The 19,052-nt window shown below is 64.8% G+C and carries 15 protein-coding genes; 6 read left to right on the top strand and 9 right to left on the bottom strand.

From position 1 onward, the window contains the following. Positions 1-3: 3 nt before the first annotated feature. Together cydB and AC3WJU_RS12670 are read right to left on the bottom strand one after the other, a co-directional pair. Positions 4-1,101, bottom strand: a complete 1,098-nt coding sequence (gene cydB / locus AC3WJU_RS12675; protein ID WP_307055123.1) for a cytochrome d ubiquinol oxidase subunit II — start codon at positions 1,099-1,101, stop codon at positions 4-6. Positions 1,102-1,121: 20 nt separating this feature from the next. Further along, on the bottom strand, positions 1,122-2,735 hold the full coding sequence (locus AC3WJU_RS12670) for a cytochrome ubiquinol oxidase subunit I (protein WP_492260026.1): 1,614 nt from the start codon (positions 2,733-2,735) through the stop codon (positions 1,122-1,124). Positions 2,736-3,011: 276 nt separating this feature from the next. Between AC3WJU_RS12670 and AC3WJU_RS12665 the strand changes: the two genes are divergently transcribed. Beyond that, positions 3,012-3,398 carry a BlaI/MecI/CopY family transcriptional regulator gene (locus tag AC3WJU_RS12665; protein WP_078105520.1) on the top strand — a complete coding sequence of 129 codons (387 nt, stop codon included), beginning with the start codon at positions 3,012-3,014 and terminating at the stop codon, positions 3,396-3,398. A gap of 6 nt (positions 3,399-3,404) precedes the next feature. Beyond that, complete coding sequence (locus AC3WJU_RS12660; protein WP_306962502.1) at positions 3,405-4,397, top strand: M56 family metallopeptidase; 993 nt, start codon at positions 3,405-3,407, stop codon at positions 4,395-4,397. Positions 4,398-4,443: 46 nt separating this feature from the next. Here the strand turns inward: AC3WJU_RS12660 and AC3WJU_RS12655 are convergent, their stop codons facing one another. Further along, the gene (locus tag AC3WJU_RS12655; RefSeq protein WP_492260025.1) at positions 4,444-6,552 is read right to left on the bottom strand and encodes a DNA gyrase/topoisomerase IV subunit B; all 2,109 of its coding nucleotides are present in this window, start codon (positions 6,550-6,552) and stop codon (positions 4,444-4,446) included. 222 nt (positions 6,553-6,774) lie between these two features. Between AC3WJU_RS12655 and AC3WJU_RS12650 the strand changes: the two genes are divergently transcribed. Continuing rightward, positions 6,775-6,996, top strand: coding sequence for a DUF7455 domain-containing protein (locus tag AC3WJU_RS12650; RefSeq protein ID WP_059389114.1), 222 nt, complete (start codon positions 6,775-6,777; stop codon positions 6,994-6,996). A 120-nt stretch (positions 6,997-7,116) separates the two neighbouring features. On the opposite strand, the gene AC3WJU_RS12645 is transcribed toward AC3WJU_RS12650, so the two are convergent. Next, positions 7,117-7,767 carry an FMN-binding negative transcriptional regulator gene (locus tag AC3WJU_RS12645; RefSeq protein ID WP_492260024.1) on the bottom strand — a complete coding sequence of 217 codons (651 nt, stop codon included), beginning with the start codon at positions 7,765-7,767 and terminating at the stop codon, positions 7,117-7,119. A 52-nt stretch (positions 7,768-7,819) separates the two neighbouring features. After that, positions 7,820-8,779 (bottom strand): DMT family transporter, encoded by a 960-nt coding sequence (locus AC3WJU_RS12640; RefSeq protein WP_492260023.1) that lies wholly within the window; start codon positions 8,777-8,779, stop codon positions 7,820-7,822. Here AC3WJU_RS12640 and AC3WJU_RS12635 point away from each other — a divergent pair. Continuing rightward, a complete protein-coding gene (locus tag AC3WJU_RS12635; protein ID WP_492260022.1) occupies positions 8,778-10,190 on the top strand; it encodes an aminotransferase-like domain-containing protein in 1,413 nt (470 codons plus the stop codon). The genes AC3WJU_RS12640 and AC3WJU_RS12635 overlap by 2 nt on opposite strands. Before the next feature lie 90 nt (positions 10,191-10,280). On the opposite strand, the gene AC3WJU_RS12630 is transcribed toward AC3WJU_RS12635, so the two are convergent. The 4 genes from AC3WJU_RS12630 to AC3WJU_RS12615 form a co-directional block, all read right to left on the bottom strand. After that, positions 10,281-11,579 carry an RNA polymerase sigma factor gene (locus tag AC3WJU_RS12630; RefSeq protein ID WP_059389116.1) on the bottom strand — a complete coding sequence of 433 codons (1,299 nt, stop codon included), beginning with the start codon at positions 11,577-11,579 and terminating at the stop codon, positions 10,281-10,283. 314 nt (positions 11,580-11,893) lie between these two features. Then, positions 11,894-13,111: a DUF4192 domain-containing protein gene (locus AC3WJU_RS12625; RefSeq protein WP_492260021.1), complete on the bottom strand. Its 1,218-nt coding sequence runs from the start codon at positions 13,109-13,111 to the stop codon at positions 11,894-11,896. Between the two features lie 102 nt (positions 13,112-13,213). Next, positions 13,214-14,572, bottom strand: a complete 1,359-nt coding sequence (locus AC3WJU_RS12620) for an MFS transporter (protein WP_284990738.1) — start codon at positions 14,570-14,572, stop codon at positions 13,214-13,216. A gap of 35 nt (positions 14,573-14,607) precedes the next feature. After that, a complete protein-coding gene (locus tag AC3WJU_RS12615) occupies positions 14,608-15,546 on the bottom strand; it encodes a proteasome assembly chaperone family protein (protein WP_059389119.1) in 939 nt (312 codons plus the stop codon). A 319-nt stretch (positions 15,547-15,865) separates the two neighbouring features. On the opposite strand from AC3WJU_RS12615, the gene AC3WJU_RS12610 reads away from it, so the two are divergent. Further along, a complete protein-coding gene (locus AC3WJU_RS12610) occupies positions 15,866-17,386 on the top strand; it encodes a leucyl aminopeptidase (protein WP_284990741.1) in 1,521 nt (506 codons plus the stop codon). A gap of 234 nt (positions 17,387-17,620) precedes the next feature. Further along, the gene (gene lpdA / locus AC3WJU_RS12605) at positions 17,621-19,003 is read left to right on the top strand and encodes a dihydrolipoyl dehydrogenase (RefSeq protein ID WP_492260020.1); all 1,383 of its coding nucleotides are present in this window, start codon (positions 17,621-17,623) and stop codon (positions 19,001-19,003) included. Positions 19,004-19,052: the final 49 nt, after the last annotated feature.

Raw genomic sequence — 19,052 nt, 5'->3', positions numbered from 1 at the left:
CCGCTACTCGCCGGCGTCGTGGGGTGAGTGTTTGGCGGCTGGTCCGCCCGGCGCCGCATGGCCCACCAGCACCTTTGCCGCGATGGCGGGGAGGAAACCATGTGCGGGGGGAATATGTGCAGCGCTCACGCGGCGGCGGAACACCCAATAGGTCCAGGCCTGGTAGGCGATGACGAGGGGCAAGCCGACGGCAGCCACGATGCTCATCAGCCCCAGGGTGTAGGCGGAGGACGAGGCGTTGGAAATGGTGAGGTTGAAGGCAGGGTTCAAGGTGGACGGGATGACCACGGGGAACGCCGCGCCGAAGATGGACGCAGTGGCGCACACCAGGAACGCACCCAGGGCTCCGAAAGCCTTGCCCTCAGCGCCGCGGCGGGCAAGGACCCAGGCGCCTGCCGCTGCGAGGACTCCGAGGGCCACCAGGATCCACGTCAACGGCTTGCCGCTGAGCAGCTGCACGGCGACCATCCATGCCAGCAGCGGCAGCAATGCGAGCGGGGCAAGCCGCACAAACCAGCGGCGCGCCCGGTGGCGCACTGCGCCGTCGGTCTTCAGTGCCAGGAACGCGAGCGCATGCACCAGGGCGAACGCGACCACGGCGAATCCGCCCAGCACCGCGTATCCGCTGAACCAGGCAAAGGGGCCGCCCTGGCGGTCGCCGTTCGAGTCGATCGGCAGCCCGGTGGTGGTCAGCGCGAGGGCAGCGCCGATGCCGAACGCGGCCGTGAACGAGCCCAAGGCGATCGCCCAGTCCCAGACGGTCCGCCAGCGCGCGGTGTCCACTTTTCCCCGGTACTCGAAGGCCACAGCCCGGAAGATCAGGGCCACCAGGACAATGAGCAGCGGCAAGTAGAGCGCCGAAAACAACGAGGCGTACCACAGCGGGAAAGCCGCGAAGGTGGCACCGGCCGCGGTCAGCAGCCACACTTCGTTCCCGTCCCACACCGGGCCGATCGTGTTCAGCAGCACCCGGCGGTCGGTGTTGTTCCGGGCGAAGAGCTTCATGAGCATTCCGACGCCTAGGTCGAAGCCCTCCAGGAAGAGGTAACCCGTCCACAGCACGGCGATGGCCACGAACCAGACGGTAGGCAACAGTTCCATTCGAAAGATCCCTTTGCTTCCTAGTAGGCGAATGCCAGGACGTCGTCGCTGTCACCGGGCTGGCCCGGAGCACCCGGCGTCCCGCCGTCGTCGTCCTTCTTTTCTTTCTTTTCGCTGCTGCGAGCCTCAGCGAGCTCCGGCATCGCGGACACCACTCCGCCCCGGGCGTATTTGACCAGCAGCCGGACCTCGACCACCAGCAGGACCGCGTAGATGGAGGCCAACACGACCAGCGAGGTGATGAGCTCGGCGGCGGAGACGCCGGGTGAGACGGCCGCGGCCGTGAACATGAACACTTGGTCGACGCCGCTGGCGTCCGGATTGGGCGCGACGACGAACGGCTGCCGGCCCATTTCGGTGAAGATCCAACCGGCGGCGTTGGCGCCGAAAGGAGCGAGGATGCCGAAGACCGCCAGGCGCATGATCCAGCGGGATTGCGGGACCATGCCCTTGCGGGTCACCCACAGGGCGAGCAACGCGGCAAAGGCAGCGATCCCGCCGAAGCCGATCATCATGCGGAAGCCCCAGTAGGTCACTTCCATGACGGGTACGTACTGGATGTCTTGGCCTGCCCGATCGCCGTACAGGGGATTGTCCGGCAGGTGGGTGCCGTACCTGGCCTTGTATTCGTCAAGGAGGCTGTTGACGCCCTTCACTTCGGTGTTGAAATCACCCTTGGCCAGGAAGGAAAGGATGCCGGGGACCTCGATCACGGCCACAATGTCGTTGCAGCTCTTGGACCCGAGGTTGCCCACGCTCAGCACGGAGAATCCGGTGCCATCGTGGCAGGCGGCCTCGGCCGCGGCCATCTTCATGGGCTGTTGTTCGAACATCAGCTTGCCTTGCAAGTCGCCCGTGAATGCGGTGCCGGCGAACGAGATCATGGCGACGACGGCGCCGATCCGCAGGGAGGTGATCCACACCTGGTAGTCGGCCTTGTCCCGTCCGGGAATGTTGGCTTCGCCTGCTACGGCCCGGCCATCGGCTCCTACGGTGTCAATGCCATCGTGGCGGCGGCGCCAGAGGTGGTACCAGGCGATGCCCAGGAGGAACGCACCGGCGACGGCCAGCGCGCCGAAGAGCGTGTGGGGTACGGCCACCATGGCGGTGTTGTTGGTGAAGACCGCCCAGGCGTCGGTCATGACGGGACGCCCGTTGACCATCGTGACGCCGACGGGGTGCTGCATCCAGGAGTTGGCCACGATGATGAAATAGGCCGAGAAGACCGAGCCGATCACGGCGATCCAGAGGCACGCGAGGTGGATGCCGCGCTTGAGTTGCTTCCAGCCGAAGATCCAGAGTCCCAGGAAGGTCGATTCCACGAAGAACGCCAGAAGCGCTTCCAAGGCCAGGGGCGCACCGAACACGTCGCCGACGAACCGGCTGTATTCGCTCCACGCCATGCCGAATTGGAATTCCTGCACGATGCCCGTGGCCACGCCCATGATGAAGTTGATGAGGAAGAGCTTGCCCCAGAACTTGGTCATCCGCAGGTATTCCACCTTGCCGGTGCGATACCAGAGGGTCTGGATGACGGCCACCACGAGGCCCAGCCCGATGGTCAACGGCACCATCATGAAGTGGTAGACCGTGGTGATTCCAAATTGCCAGCGTGCGATTTCCAAGGCGTCCATGGCTGTCCTTATTGTTCCGCCGCCCGCTGGCGGCGTCCATTTTCTACGTTGCGTAGAACCGACTTCTTCTACACAGTGTAGAACAAACCCCTGCGATGTGCTCACCACTCTTCCAGCGGTGTCACAGTGCCGCAAGGACACGCCGCGCCGCATGTTCTACCTCACGTAGAATCGCCGCCCGAAAAGCGGTAGATTGAGGGAGGAATGTTGGATCGTCGCACTTCCATACAGCCCGCGAAAACGGGCAAGGCAAGTGCGGAAAGTAGGGATGCGTTGATGGCAAGTCTTGGCGAACTGGAACGGGCGGTCATGGATCTCCTTTGGGCGGGCCAGGAGGCTGCGACAGCCAACAAACTCCGTGATCTGCTGGCGCAGGATTCCGCCGCCACGGATGGTATTGCAGGACACCAGGGCAAGGACCTCGCAGTCACCACGGTGCTGACGGTCTTGTCCCGCCTCGAGAAGAAAGGCCTCGTGGAGCGCGAACGCGGCACCCGCCCGCACCGCTACCAGGCTGTTTCGAGCCGCGCGGACCACACGGCGGACCTCATGCACGAGGCCCTCGGCTCCGCCCCGGACCGCGAAGCCGTGCTGGCCCGGTTCATCGGTTCCGTAAGCGAAAGTGAAGCCGCCACGCTGCGCAAGCTGCTCGGCAAAAACTAAGCCCCCATGTTCTGGACCTCATATTTTCTGGCGGTCCTTGCTTTGGTGCTGGCCTGGCCGGTTCCTGTCCTTTTGTCGCGCGCCGAATGGCCGTCACGCGCACCCTTCATGGCAATGGTCCTCTGGCAGGCCATCGCACTCGCCGGTGGCCTCTCCATGATCGGCGCCATGCTCGTCTACGGGCTCGAGCCCATCGGCGACAACCTCATTGCGGGCCTGCGTTCCCTGGCCGGCATGGTGCTCCACAACGAGCCCACCACGGCACTGGGCTTCTGGCACTTGTTCGCTTTGTCCGCCGCGGCACTGTTGAGCGCCCATCTCGTATTCACCTTGCTGCTCACCTACGTCAAGATCGAGCGGCAGCGGCGGAGGCACCGCGAACTCCTCGCACTCCTGGCCTCACCGTCCGACGACGGCCCCGGCACCGTGGTCATCAACCACGACTCCCCCGTTGCGTACTGCCTGCCCGGCGGCGCACGGTCGGTGACCGTCCTGTCCGACGGCCTGATGGCTGCCCTCGAGCCTGCCGAGCTCCGGGCCGTCCTCATCCACGAGAATGCCCACCTCTCGCAACGCCATGACCTTCTCTTGTGGGCCTTCGCGGCGTGGCGCCAGGCACTCCCCTGGTTCCCCACCACGCGGCTCGCCCAGGTTGCGGTCAACTCCCTGATCGAAATGCTCGCCGATGACGTGGCCCTGCGCACCGAAAGCAAAGGAACACTCATCAAGGCGATCGCGATCGTGGCCAGCGGTTCCGCCCGTCCCGTGGAGCAATTCGCCCCGCCCGGAACAAGCAGCGACGACGCTTCCCCCGAAGGCAGCACCTTGAGCGGCACCGGCGGTGCCGATTCACCGCGTACGACGGCGTCGCGCGTCAGCCGGCTGCTCTCACCCAAGCCACCGCTTCCGGCAGCCCAGCGCGCCCTGGTCCTCGCGGCGTCGGCCATGTTGCTCGCTGTGCCGACAGGCTTGCTGATTGTCCCGGGTTTGCTGGGCTGAACCGGATTGGACTGAGCAGGCTGCCGGGCTACGCAGGCCCACCGGATCAGGCGTCGATGCGTTCCCGGTCCAGGTCCGCTGCGCCGGCAATAATGAAGTCCTTGCGCGGGGCGACGTCCGATCCCATGAGTAGGTCGAAGGTGTCCTCCGCCATCTTCGCGTTCTCGATCCCCACTTTGCGGAGGGTGCGGTGGCGCGGATCCATCGTGGTCTCGGCGAGCTGTTCGGCGTCCATTTCGCCGAGGCCCTTGTAGCGCTGGATCGGCTCCTTGTAGCGCTTGCCCTCCTTGGCGAGCCTGGCCAGCAGGACGTGCAGTTCGGCCTCCGAGTACGTATAGATCATCTCGTTGGCCTTCTGGCCGGCGTTGATGACTTCCACACGGTGCAGCGGCGGGACGGCCGCATATACCCGGCCCTCGTCGATCATCGGACGCATGTACCGGAAGAACAAGGTGAGCAGCAGCGTACGGATGTGCGCGCCGTCGACGTCTGCATCGGTCATCAGGATCACCTTGCCGTAGCGGGCGGCGTCGATGTCGAAGCTGCGGCCCGAGCCGGCACCCACCACCTGGATGAGGGCTGCGCACTCCGCGTTGGAGAGCATGTCCCCCACCGAGGCTTTCTGCACGTTCAGGATCTTGCCACGGATCGGCAACAGCGCTTGGAAGTCCGAGGACCGCGCCAGCTTTGCGGTGCCCAGGGCGGAGTCACCTTCCACGATGAACAGCTCAGAGCGTCCGACGTCGTCCGTGCGGCAATCTGCCAGCTTGGTGGGCATCGACGACGTTTCCAGCGCATTCTTCCGGCGCTGCGTTTCCTTGTGGACGCGGGCCGAGATACGGGACTTCATTTCGCTGACGATTTTCTCGAGCAGCAGGGCGGACTGGGCCTTGTCGTTGCGGTTCGCCGAGTTCAGGCGCGCGGTGATCTCATCCTCGACCACCTTGGCAACAATCGCCCTGACAGCCGATGTCCCCAGGATTTCCTTGGTCTGGCCCTCGAATTGCGGCTCGGCCAAGCGGACCGTCAGCACTGCCGTGAGGCCAGCCAGGACGTCGTCTTTTTCAATCTTGTCGTTGCCCGCTTTGAGCTTGCGTGCGTTCGTTTCGACGGCCTTGCGGAACGTCTTCAGGAGTGCCTGCTCAAAGCCGGCCTGGTGCGTGCCACCCTTGGGCGTGGCGATGATGTTGACGAAGCTCCGCATAGTGGTTTCGTAGCCGATCCCCCAGCGCAGCGCGATGTCCACTTCACAGTCGCGTTCCACTTCAGCGATCTTGCTGTGCCCGTTTTCGTCAAGGACCGGAACGGTTTCCTTGAACTTGCCCGCACCATGGAGCCGCCAAATATCCGTGACGCCCGAATCCGCGGCGAGAAAGTCGACGAATTCGGAAATGCCGCCGTCGTGGTGGAAGACCTCCTGGTGCGGGCCGCTCTCGCCGGGGGTGCCGGGGAGCCGGCGCTCGTCCCGGACAGTGAGCTTGAGGCCCGGAACAAGGAAAGACGTTTGACGGGCGCGCGCGGCCAAGTCCTCGTAGGCGAACTTCGCGTCCGGGGTGAAGATCTGCCGGTCTGCCCAGTAGCGGATGCGGGTACCCGTGACGCCGCGCTTGGCCTTGCCGACGACGTCGAGCACCGAGTTCTCGACGAACGGTTCGAAGACCGACGTCGGGCTGAGCTTCGAGCCGGCGTCCTTGAATCGTCCGGGCTCGCCCCGGCGGAAGGACATCTGGTAGGTCTTGCCGCCGCGGTCCACCTGCACGTCCAGACGGGCGGAGAGCGCGTTCACTACCGACGCGCCAACGCCGTGCAGACCGCCGGACGCCGTGTAGGAGCCACCGCCGAACTTTCCGCCTGCGTGAAGTTTGGTGAAGACAACTTCGACGCCGGTGAGCCCGGTCTTGGGTTCCAGGTCCACGGGGATGCCGCGGCCGTCGTCGTGGATTTCCACCGAATTGTCCGCATGGAGGATGATCTGGATGTCGTGTCCGAAGCCTGCCAGCGCCTCGTCCACGGAGTTGTCGATGATCTCCCACAGGCAGTGCATGAGGCCGCGGGAGTCGGTGGAGCCGATGTACATGCCCGGACGTTTGCGGACCGCCTCCAGTCCTTCCAAAACTGAAAGGTGCCGGGCGTTGTATTCAGAACTCGGTGCCACGGGCGGGGCGCTCCTTCGGGGGTGTAACAGAGGCAAAAAACACTCCTCCTAGGCTAGCTGCCCCGGAGCCCGGACGAGAGCTGCCACTCCCAATCGTGCTGGACGCCACTTCCCGGTGTTACGCACATGTGATACGCGGACAGCGAACGTGACCCATCCTTGCCATGGTTTTGCTTCGAATGCTGGTTATATGGATACACAGAACTACTAAGGAGGCCGAACATGACAACAGCAGTTGCAGACCGCACACTCAATGCACTCGACCGGTGCGACCGTTGCGGGGCCCAGGCATATGTCCGCGTTGTACTCGAGTCCTCCGGCGGTGAGCTGCTCTTCTGCGGCCACCACGCACGTGCAGTAGAGGCCACGCTGCGGCCGATGACTTCGGACTGGCATGACGAGACGGCGCGCCTTCAGGAGAAGGAACCCGTCCTCGCCGACTAGCCCCAATGGCTGGCCCCCGCGGCCACCTGGCTGACAAAACTTCATAGAGACAGGGGCCCCCCCCCGCCCGAGGGGGCCGCTTCGTTAACCGGGGTCTCCCGGCCCAGGCGGCAACGTTGCCTAGGCGCGGCCCGCGTCCCGGTGCGTCCTATCCTGCCTGGCCCTGGCCACGTCGGCAGCGATCTCCTGGTGCCCTTGGGCGCCAAGGCCGGCCACGACCCCAATGATGTCTTTATCGGGCCGGTTCTGGCTCAGTTTTGCCTTCGCCTCGATACCGCTGATCACCAGCTCGATGCCGACGATCGCACGCAACTGGCCGGAGACGTAGCGCTCCGGGGCGTCATCCACGGACCACGGCCGCTCGGAACGGGCTTCATTGAGCCCGGTCAGCCGCCTGACATGGTTCCCGAGCCACTCGGCGTCGTCATGGACGGCAAGCCTGCCGTAAACGTGGGCCGTGGAGTAGTTCCACGTCGGGACGACGCGTCCGTGCTCTTCCTTCGATGCATACCAGGTAGGCGAGATGTAGGCGTCCGCGCCCTGGATGATGACGAGTGATTCCCCGATCGAGGGCTCGGACCATTGCGGGTTGGTTCGGGCGAGGTGTCCGTGGAGCGCGCCGTGTTCGCCGATCGAGGGCTCGTAGATGAGCGGCAGGAAAGTCGCGAGCATGCCCTGTGATGTCATGGTGACCAGATTGGCTGCACCTGGCCGCGTCAGGAGGTCGTGGATCACGTCAGGACCGGCCTCGAAGTGCGCTGGGATGTACATGGGTTCTATTCTTCCTTTTCTGTGGCGGGTGGTCTCGGTGTTCTATTGGTCTTCAGCGGCCTTGGTCGGCGGGCTGCGGATTGAGGCGGACCCGGACCGCGATGCCGGCGCAAGCGATGACGGCCAGCCCGCCGACGATCGTGGTCCAGCCCAGGGATTCGCCCAGCAACAGCCCTGCCCAGCAAATGCTCAGCACGGGCTGGATGAGTTGTACCTGGCTGACCTTGGCCATGGGCCCGACGGCGAGGCCCCGGTACCAGGCGACGAAGCCGAAGAACATGCTGACGACTCCGAGGTATGCAAAAGCGGCCCATTGGACCGGTGAGGCTGACGGCGGCTGCTGGGACACGGAGAGTGCTGTCAGGCCGGCCATCAACGGCAGGGCCAGGACGAGCGCCCAGGATACGGTCTGCCATGCGCCGAGTTCGCGGGCGAGCAGGCCACCTTCCGCGTAACCGATGGCCGCGGAAACGACGGCGCCGAGGAGGAGCACGTCTGCCCAGTTGAGTTGCCCGAACCCACCGGACTGCGCTGGGTTACCGGCCTGCGATAGGGCAAATCCGATGGCCGCAACGGCCCCTACGGCCGTGACCAGCCAGAAGGCTGCCGGAGGATGCTCACGCCCGCGGAGCACCGCGGCGGTTGCCGTCGCAGCAGGCAGCAGGGCGATGACGACAGCGCCGTGGCTGGCCGGCGCCGTCGTAAGCGCGAATGAGGTGAGTAGCGGAAAGCCGACAACAATCCCGGCGGCGACCACCGCGAGCCGTGCCCATTGTTTGCCTCGCGGAAGGCGCTGCCTGGTGAGCACGAGGGCGGATGCCGCGAGTATCGCTGCGACGACGGCACGGCCGGAGCCGATGAACAGCGGCGACAGGCCACCCACCGCCACTCGGGTGAAGGGAACAGTGAAGGAAAACGCCGCTACTCCGAGGAGGCCCCACCAGAGGCCCGTTATCGAGCGGGACGGTATCACTTCTCGAATAAGTGTAGTAGCGCTACTATTGTCTTTCATGAACAACGATAGCAGTTCCAGGATTGCGATGCGACTGCGGGAATGGATCACCGGGGCCGCTCCGGGATCCCGGCTGCCGTCCACGCGGTCACTGGTTGCCGAGTACCAGGCCAGCCCTGTGACGGTGCAGAAGGCCTTGCAGACGCTCACTTCGCAGGGCTTGATCGAGAGCCGGCCCGGCGTCGGGACCTTCGTCCGGGCCGTCCGGACAGCGCGCCCCTCGGACTACGGCTGGCAAACCGCAGCGTTGCGTGCGCCGCAGGCGCCTTCCCGCTCAGCCTCCACCACGATGCGCGACACCTCGAACGCCACTATTGCCTTCCACTCCGGATACCCGGACCGGGAACTCCTGCCGGAACGGCTTGTCCGGGCCGCTCTCGCCCGCGCGGCCCGCGGCGACGCTGCCCTGTCCCGACCTCCGGCGCCGGGACTTCCCGAATTGCAGTCCTGGTTCGCGCACGAACTCGGCACCGCGACGCCGGCAGGACTCACCCCGCCGACACCGAGCGACGTCATCGTCCTGCCGGGAAGCCAAGGCGGCCTCAGCTCCATCTTCACGGCATTGGTGGGCCACGGGCAGCCACTGCTTATGGAATCCCCGAGCTACTGGGGAGCCATCCTGGCCGCGACCCAAGCCGGAGTCCGCATCGTCCCGGTGCCCAGCGGGGCCGAGGGGCCCGAGCCCGAAGAATTGGCCAGGGCCTTTGAGGAGACGGGCGCCCGGTTGTTCTACGCCCAACCGAACTATGCCAACCCCACCGGTGCGCAGTGGTCCGCCCGCCGTGGGGAAGAAGTCCTGGATGTTGTCCGGGAGTACGGCGCCTTCCTCGTCGAGGACGACTGGGCCCACGACTTCGGCATCACGTCGACGCCGGTACCCATCGCCGCACGTGACGATTCGGGCCATGTGGTCTACTTGCGCTCCCTCACGAAAAGCGTTTCACCCGCCATCCGCGTTGCCGCGGTCATTGCTCGCGGCCCGGCCCGCGAACGCATCCTTGCGGACCGGGCGGCCGAGTCGATGTACGTCAGCGGGCTCCTCCAGGCTGCGGCACTCGATGTGGTCACGCAGCCTGCCTGGCAGACGCATCTGCGCAGCCTCCGCCATCAGCTTCAGTCGCGCCGCGACCTCCTTGTCACGAGCCTGCGTGAACATGCCTCCCAGGCCCATCTCAGCCTCATCCCCAAGGGAGGGCTGAATCTCTGGGCACGCCTGCCGGACGGCACGGACCTCGAGGGGCTGACCCGTGACTGCGAGAGTGCCGGGGTGATGATCGCGGTCGGTACTGAGTGGTTCCCCGCCGAACCGGCGGGACCGTTCATCCGGCTCAACTATGCGGGACCCAACCCTTCGGCGTTCCCGGAAGGTGCCCGCATCCTTGGCCACGCGCTCGAACGGAACAGCCCTTAGATACAGCCGCTGATGCAAAAGTGGGCCCCCGGGGAATCCGGGGGTCCACTTTTGACGGGCGGTGCCGGCTAAGGCATGGCGTCCGTTGCTTTAGTCAAGGTAGTCGCGCAGAACCTGCGACCGCGAGGGGTGGCGCAGCTTTGACATCGTCTTCGATTCGATCTGACGGATGCGTTCGCGGGTGACTCCATAGACCTTGCCGATTTCGTCTAAAGTCTTCGGCTGGCCGTCGGTAAGGCCGAAGCGCATCGCGACGACGCCTGCTTCCCGCTCGGACAGGGTATCGAGCACTGAGTGCAACTGCTCCTGGAGGAGGGTGAAGCTTACGGCGTCCGCAGGCACAACTGCTTCGGAGTCCTCGATGAGGTCGCCGAATTCGGAATCGCCGTCCTCGCCCAGCGGAGTGTGCAGCGAGATGGGCTCGCGGCCGTACTTCTGGACTTCAACGACCTTCTCGGGAGTCATGTCCAGCTCGAGGGCAAGTTCCTCAGGCGTAGGTTCGCGCCCAAGGTCCTGCAGCATCTGGCGCTGGACGCGTGCCAGCTTGTTGATGACTTCCACCATGTGCACCGGGATGCGGATGGTACGGGCCTGGTCCGCCATGGCGCGGGTGATGGCCTGACGGATCCACCAAGTGGCGTAGGTGGAGAACTTGAAGCCCTTGGTGTAGTCGAACTTCTCCACTGCACGGATCAGGCCCAGGTTGCCTTCCTGGATGAGGTCCAGGAAGAGCATGCCGCGGCCTGTGTAGCGCTTGGCCAGCGAGACCACGAGGCGCAGGTTGGCTTCGAGGAGGTGGTTCTTGGCCCTCTTGCCGTCGTGGATGATGAACTCGAGTTCACGCTTCAGCTTCGGGTCCATGGAGCCGTCGTCGGCGTTGATCTTCTCTTCTGCGAAGAGACCCGCTTCAATGCGGAGCGCAAGGTCGACTTCCTGCTCAGCGTTCAACAGGGCAACCTTGCCGATCTGCTTCAGGTAGTCCTTGACGGGGTCGGCCGTGGCACCGGCTGACATGACCTGCTGGACAGGCGCGTCATCGTCATCGGCATCCGAGTAAACAAAGCCGGAGCCGGTGGTCGCGGGCTTCTTGCCCTCTTCGCCTTCTTCGACTTCCTCCGTGAGCTCTGCTTCGTCGGGAACGACGGCGTCAAAATCCTCGGCTTCTTCCTCGGAGTCCTCGTCGGCGCCGGCGGACTTGTTGGCTGCTTCGGCAGCGGCCTTGGCGCCGGGCTTGGGCCCGCGCTTCTTGGGTGCCGGCTTGTCTGCACCTGCAGTCGAAGCATTGGCAGCACGCGTTGCCGCACGCTTCGCAGCTGTAGCCGCCTTCTTTTCTTCGGCGGACAGTTCGGCCAGGGCGGCGGGTTCCTTCTCGGCGGAAGACGGGGTCACAGAAAACCTTTCTAGCGGCGGTCTGTGGAATCACCATGGGGGCAACACCACTATGACCCTGTCAAGTCCGTGATCAACATCAAGTGCCATCGCCGACTGCAGAGTCTTTAGGTAAAACTCCCGACGGCGCCTTAATGTTCCCTAGAGTTCAGGGGACGTTAACGGCACTTGAAACACGGACCCAACCGGGTCTCGGCAACCATTGTCTCACGGTTTTGAGTTCCGGGGGTCGATATCCGCTACCGGGCAGACAATTACGTGCCGCACGGATTTCACTCAATGTGACGCTCCTGGAGTCACCCCGGGGCTTGGAGTCATGCCACCGCACCACCGAACTTCCGCCACGCGGACGACTTGCTTTTGGCCCAGCCGCAGACTGTTCCGCGCCTCACCACCTCGGCGAGCAACTCCGCGAGTCGATAGCCCCGTTGTTCAGCGTCAGCCTGGGACAGGAGCTCGCGGGCGAACGAACCGCTCCCCCGGCACCACTGAATCCACCCCCGGATCGTAAGCGTTGCAGCGCGCGCCTCCCCACCACTGCGCCGGGAGAGCATCGCCAGAACCCGGTCCAGGCTCGTCAACCGTCTCCAGTCGGGGTTCTCCGGGTAGAGGCCCAGGAGCACGTCTCCATAGCGCAAGACGCTGACATCCGTGGCCGGAGTCCGCTTGCCCGCTGCTGGTGGAGGGGGACAGAGACCGGGCGGAACGACCAAGGAACCCTGTTCATCGTCGTCTTGGTCAAAGAAGCCGAAGGCCTCCGCACCGCCACAAGCGACGGTTTTCCCGGCAGCCGCCAGGACCACCACGGCGTCGCGCCAGGCGGAGACCCGCAGGCTTGCCCGGAGGAACGCCGCAGCCTCGCCGTCGAACTCCCCTGGGCGGCTGGAATCGAGGACCCCGCTCCACACATCCAGCATTTCTTCGAATGCCTTCCTGCTCCGCCATAGCCGGAGCAATTCCCCAAGCGTGGCGTCTTCCGTGCGCATGAATTCCGGATCACGGACGGGCTCGTCCTCAGGCCCCAACAACAGTGGCGATTCCAAGACGTTGCTCCCCCTGAACACCATTTCCGCGTTGAGCCGGCTATCCAGGATCTGGTCTACGGGACGGCCGGGAAGGGGACAGCACTCCACATCGGTGCAGAATGCGCTTCGCCAGTAGTCGGAACCAATGAACCATGCATCCCGCAACACCAAGCCCCGATGATCCACGACGCGTACCAGGGCTTCCAGCAGCGGCAGGCCGTGCGGCACGGCGCCGCCGGCGTCCCAACCGTCGTCGCTGAAGAATGCCAAGAGCACGCCGTCGGCGTCATGGTCCGCTTCCAGATACTCACCGATCCTCCGTGAGTACGCGGCAAGCGCGCGGTCGGATCTCTCGCCCGGAAGGTCCACGCGGAGTGTGGCGCCAAGTGTCTGCCCCCGCAGCGTGATGGCAACGAGGCTCTCCTTTGGCCAGAGCCCCAAGGCGTGGGGAATGAAGCCGAGGATGTCCTCGGGCCGGAAGACGGTCACGCGGTTGTCTGCTGTCATGAATCCAGCATCGGCATCAATGGCGGGCCACGGCAGGCCTCAATTGCCCTATGTGGACAAAGGTGTCCGTCGACCCCTGTGGAGGAACACCGCGAAAACAGGCTACGGCGTGGAACTCCGCTGCTTCGCGAGACGTTCGCGGCGCAATTCCACGCGGCGCCGGCGCTGGTTCGCCAACGACACGAGGAGCGGCGGGACGTGGACGCCTTGGGCGGCCATCTGACGGCGCACCTTGCGACGGGTCATGAGGATCAACACCGTGCCCACGAGAAGGAACAGGAACTGCACGCTCAATGCGATGCGGAAGGACGCCAGGCCGTACAGCTCCCCGCCCGAGAAACCACTCGTGTGGAGAATGTCGAGGATGAGCCCAACCAGGTAGATCGTCAGGAGCGCGGCAACGAAGCCGCCCACATTGACGATGCCCGTGGCGGTACCAATCCTGTGGGAAGGATTGAATGTCCGGGCAAAGTCAAAGCCGATCATGGACCCGGGTCCGCCGATCGCCAGGGCAATCACGAGCAATGCAAGCAACCACAGGGGCGCCCTGCTGGGCAACAGCAGGACAGCAGCCCAGGCAAGTGCCGTAGCCGCCGTGATCAGGAGCACCATGGCCGAGCGCCGCATCGGGTGCCTGGCCACGAAGGTTCCAAACAGAGGGCCCACGAGAATGCTGGTGACGACGAACAGTCCCATCAGGGCGGACACAGTGGCCGGGTTCAGGCCCTGCGCCGAGACCAGGAACGGGTAGCCCCAGGACATGGCGAAGACGTTGCCGCTGAACTGGACAGTGAAGTGGCACCAGAGTCCCAGGCGCGTGCCGGGCTGCTTCCAGGCACGCGCGAGGGTCACGCCCGTGGCGCGCAGCCCCTGCGCGTTCTCCCTGGGCGGGTGGCCCGGCGGAACGTCCCTGAGCAAGGCAAGGACAAGGACGACGGCGAGCGCGGACAACGAGCTCAACGCCAGGAAAGCCGTGTTCCAGCCTGCCGAATGAAGGACGAGGGCGAAGGGCACCACACTGATGAGCTGGCCGAGCTGGCCCGACATTCCCGTCAGCTGGGTGACGAGCGGAACCCTCGCCGGCGCGAACCAGATCGGCACGAGGCGGATCACGGAGACGAAGGTCATGGCGTCCCCGGCGCCGACCAGGACCCTGCCGAGCACTCCAGCCGGAACAGCGTCGGCATATGCCAGCTGGAGTTGACCGAGGCCCATGAGTACGGCACCGCTGGCGATCATGGCGCGCGAGCCGAAGCGGTCAACCAGGAGCCCAACCGGTATTTGGAGGCCTGCGTAGACCAGCAGCTGAAGCACGGTGAAGAAGGAGATGGCCGCTGCGCTGGCATGGAACCGTTCGGTAGCCTCCAGCCCGGACACGCCAAAGGATGTGCGCTGGGCCACTGCCACAAGGTAGGCAAGCACCCCGATCGTCCAAATGAGCCAGGCGCGGGGTGCGTTCACCCTTCCATTATGCCCGGGGCCGCATTAAAGCTGCTTTATGGGCGCGCATCTTTACGTGCGAGATACGCCTCAACCGCCGCGCCCAGATCCTCGGCGTTGGGCAATTCGTCGTTCTCGTCGGCCAGCAGGGAACGGCGGACCGTTCCCTCGGCCTTGTCGTCATAGCGGGACTCCAGCTTGGAAACGACCTGCTGGACGTCCTCGGATGCTTCCACTTGTTCGGCGATCTGCCTGCCCACTTCCCTGCCGGCCTCGCGAAGGCGGTCCGTCGGCAGCATCAGGGACGTGGCTGCACCGAGGTATTCGAGTCCCGCCACCGCTGCCGGCGGGTACTCGGCATCCGCAAGGTAGTGCGGGACGTGGATGACATACCCGGCCACTTTCCGCCCGGCTTCGGCCAGCCGCAACTCGAGGATGTGGCCAATGGCCGCAGGAACCTCGACCGTCGGCTTCCACGTGGAAATGCCCTCGATGAGTTCCGGACGGTTGCCGTGCACCGTGACACCAACCGGCCGGGTGTGCGGAACCGGCATAGGGATGGAGTGGATCCAGGTCACCAGGTTGACGTCCAGTTTTTCCACGATCCCGACGACGGCGCGCGCGAAACGCTCCCACTGGAGGTCCGGTTCAAAACCGGCAAGCAACAGGAACGGCTCGCCCAAGCCGTCATTCAGCTTGTAAAGCGCCAATTGAGGGGCCTTGTAGTCTTCCAGATGGTCTTCGACAAAGCTGATGTGGGGACGGCGCGTGCGGTAGTCGATGAGCTGGTCGGCGTCGAACACAGCCACCGTTTCGACTTCGAGCGTATCCAGCAGTTCCCGGTTGATCTGCTGGACCACGTGCCCGGCGTCAGCGAATCCCGTGAAGCCCATCAGCATGTTGAGGCCCCTGGTGTCCGGGCTGTGGAAGAGCTCGATGTTGCTCGCGTAGAGCGGCTCAGGGTCAAGGAGTGAGCCGGAAATCCGTTCAAGCACGGCATGTTCCTTTCGCAGTTTCAAGTTCATTGGAGGAGCAGGCGGCTGCACGCCGCAGCGGATGCCTTGGCGGCCGGCCACGCTCCCTGTATTGGTACAACGCCCCGGACGGGCCGCGCATTCCTGTCGGCCAATGTGCCGCAACTCTCATTTAATTGCTTTCCGGCGCGACAGACAGACTACGATCGAGACGTGCCGCCGTGTGCGGACCCAAGCAACCACCGACGTTGTCCCAGGCGGACAACGGAGGGGTACCAGGGCCGGGCGCCTAACATGCAGCCCGGCCAAGCCATGCAGAGAGAGATGAGGACAAATCCTCGTGGTGAAGACTACAGACATCACCCTTGGCACTATCGCCAAGGACCTGAAGAAGGCGCCCAGCGACGCACTCGTGATAGCCGTCGGTCAGGGGGAAGACGGGCCGGTACTGCTCGGGAACCCCTTGGGCGCGAAGGCCGCGGAAACCCTCGCGGCTTCATTGGGCCTCCTCGGCATCACGGGAGCAGCCGATCAGGTACACCGTCTGCCGGGTCTTCCGGAGACCGGTTCGGGCGTCCTCGTCCTGGCGGGTGTCGGCAAAGTCGCCGACGACGCCCTCCTGGCCGAGGAAACCCTGCGCCGGACTGCGGGATCCGCCGTCCGCCAACTTGCCGGTTTGTCCTCCGTGACACTGGCCCTCCCGACGGCGTCCCTCGCCGACGTCGCAGCCGTCGCCGAAGGCGCTGTGCTGGGTTCCTATTCCTATACAGAGCACCGCTCCAGCAAGGACGGCCTCAAGGACCCGGTCGGCAAGGTCCTGATCCACACGGCGTTTGACGGCAAGGACGTCCAGCCCGCGCTCGATCGGGCCTTGCTCGTGGGACGCGCGGTCAACGCCACCCGCACGCTGGTCAACGAGCCTCCGAGCCACCTCTACCCGGAGTCCTTTGCCGAAGCTGCCAAGGAACTCTCCAAGGGGCTGCCGGTCAAGGTCACCGTGTGGGACGAAAAACGCCTCGAAAAGGACGGGTTCGGCGGAATCCTGGGCGTTGGAAAAGGTTCGACCCGCCAGCCGCGCCTCGTCAAGGTGGAGTACGCCCCGGCCAAGGCCACCAAGAAGATCGCCCTGGTCGGTAAGGGCATCACCTTTGACACCGGCGGCATTTCCATCAAGCCGGCCCTCGGCATGGGCGACATGAAGAGCGACATGGCGGGCGCCGCCGTCGTACTTAATACTGTCCTGGCCGTCGCGGGGCTCGGGTTGCCCGTCAAGGTGACCGCGTGGCTCTGCATCGCCGAGAACATGCCCTCGGGCGCTGCACAGCGCCCGGCAGACGTCCTTACCGTGTACGGCGGCAAGACGGTCGAGGTCCTCAACACCGACGCCGAGGGACGCCTGGTCATGGCGGACGGAATCGTCGCGGCCAGCCTCGAGCAGCCGGACGCCATCATCGACGTCGCGACGCTGACGGGCGCCCAGCTGATCGCCCTCGGCAACCGCACTGCCGGAGTCATGGGTTCCGACTCCGTCACGGGCGCGCTCAAGTCCGCGGCAGATCGCGCGGGCGAACTCGTGTGGCCGATGCCGCTGCCGGAAGAGCTTCGGGCCAGCCTTGATTCGCAGGTGGCGGACATCGCCAACATCGGCGAACGCCACGGTGGAATGATGACGGCGGCCGTGTTCCTGCGTGAGTTCGTCGGGAAGGACGCCGAGGGCAAGCAGATCCCCTGGGCGCACGTCGACATCGCCGGCCCGTCCTTCAACAACGGCAGCCCCTACGGCTACACGCCCAAGCAAGGCACCGGCTGCACTGTCCGGACGCTGCTCGCTTACGTCGAAGACGTGCTGGCGACGGCCTAAGCAAGTCCCAAGTGGGGCCGGTTCATGACCGGCCCCACGGCCCGACGTGAGTCTGGCCACAAGCGCCCCACAAATGCCCCGGCAGGGTGGAGCATGGATAAGTGGTTCGCTAAGGTGAACCACGGTAGTCACAAATGCAAGAGAACTTCGGTGCTGGCATAATCGCGGCAGTACAAGTTCCAAGACCAGATGACGCGTAGTCGCGTGTCATCGCTCACGCGAGGGAGCGTCCTAGTGGCCGATCAGGCAACTGCGCAAGAATTCGACATCCTGGTACTCGGTGGCGGCAGCGGCGGCTACGCCACGGCTCTGCGTGCCGTTCAGCTTGGTTTCACCGTTGGCCTCGTCGAGAAGGGAAAGCTCGGCGGCACCTGCCTGCACAACGGCTGTATCCCCACCAAGGCCCTGCTGCACTCGGCCGAACTGGCCGACCACGCACGCGATTCCGCCAAGTACGGCGTCAACGTCACGTTGGACAGCATCGACATCACGGCCGTGAACGCCTACAAGGACGGAATCGTCGCCGGTAAGTACAAGGGCCTGCAGGGACTCATCAAGTCCAAGGGCATCACGGTCATCGAAGGCGAAGGCAAGCTGCAGGGCACCGACACCGTCGTCGTGAACGGCACAGCCTACAAGGGCAAGAACATCGTCCTGGCTACGGGTTCCTACTCCCGTTCCCTGCCCGGCCTGGAAATCGGCGGCCGCGTCATCACGTCCGATGAAGCGCTGACCATGGACTACATCCCCAAGAGCGTCATCGTCCTCGGCGGCGGCGTCATCGGCGTCGAATTCGCTTCCGTGTGGAAGTCCTTCGGCGTCGACGTCACGATCGTCGAAGGCCTCCCCTCCCTCGTTCCGAACGAAGACACCGCCATCGTGAAGAACCTTGAGCGCGCTTTCAAGAAGCGCGGCATCAAGTTCAGCACCGGCGTCTTCTTCCAGGGCGTCGAGCAGGACGAGAACGGAGTGAAGGTCACCCTGGTTGACGGCCAGACCTTCGAAGCCGATCTCCTCCTGGTTGCCGTGGGCCGTGGCCCCGTCACCGCCAACCTCGGCTACGAAGAGGCAGGCGTCACCATCGACCGCGGCTTCGTCATCACCAACGAGCGCCTGCACACCGGCGTCGGCAACGTCTACGCCGTCGGCGACATCGTCCCGGGCGTCCAGCTGGCCCACCGCGGTTACCAGCAGGGCATCTTCGTCGCCGAAGAGATCGCCGGCCTGAACCCGGTAGTCGTCGAAGACGTGAACATCCCGAAGGTCACCTTCTGCGAACCTGAAATCGCCACCGTCGGCTACACCGAAAAGGGCGCCAAGGAGAAGTTCGGCGAGGACCAGGTCCAGACCCAGGAATACAACCTGGCCGGCAACGGCAAGAGCTCCATCCTGGGCACCGGCGGCATCGTGAAGGTTGTCCGCCAGAAGGACGGCCCCGTCGTCGGTATCCACATGATCGGTTCCCGCATGGGCGAGCAGATCGGCGAAGCACAGCTGATCGTCAACTGGGAAGCACACCCGGAGGACGTGGCACAGTTCATCCACGCGCACCCGACGCAGAACGAGACCCTGGGCGAAGTCCACCTCGCGCTGGCAGGAAAGCCGCTCCACGGCTAAGTCTTTACGCAAGACACCCGGTCCTGGGGGGGGGGGGGCGGCCGGGGGG

This window comes from Arthrobacter sp. FW306-1B-F12A (assembly GCF_058781865.1).
Note: the sequence above shows the minus strand (reverse complement) of the source record. Positions and strands in the feature narration are given on the sequence as shown.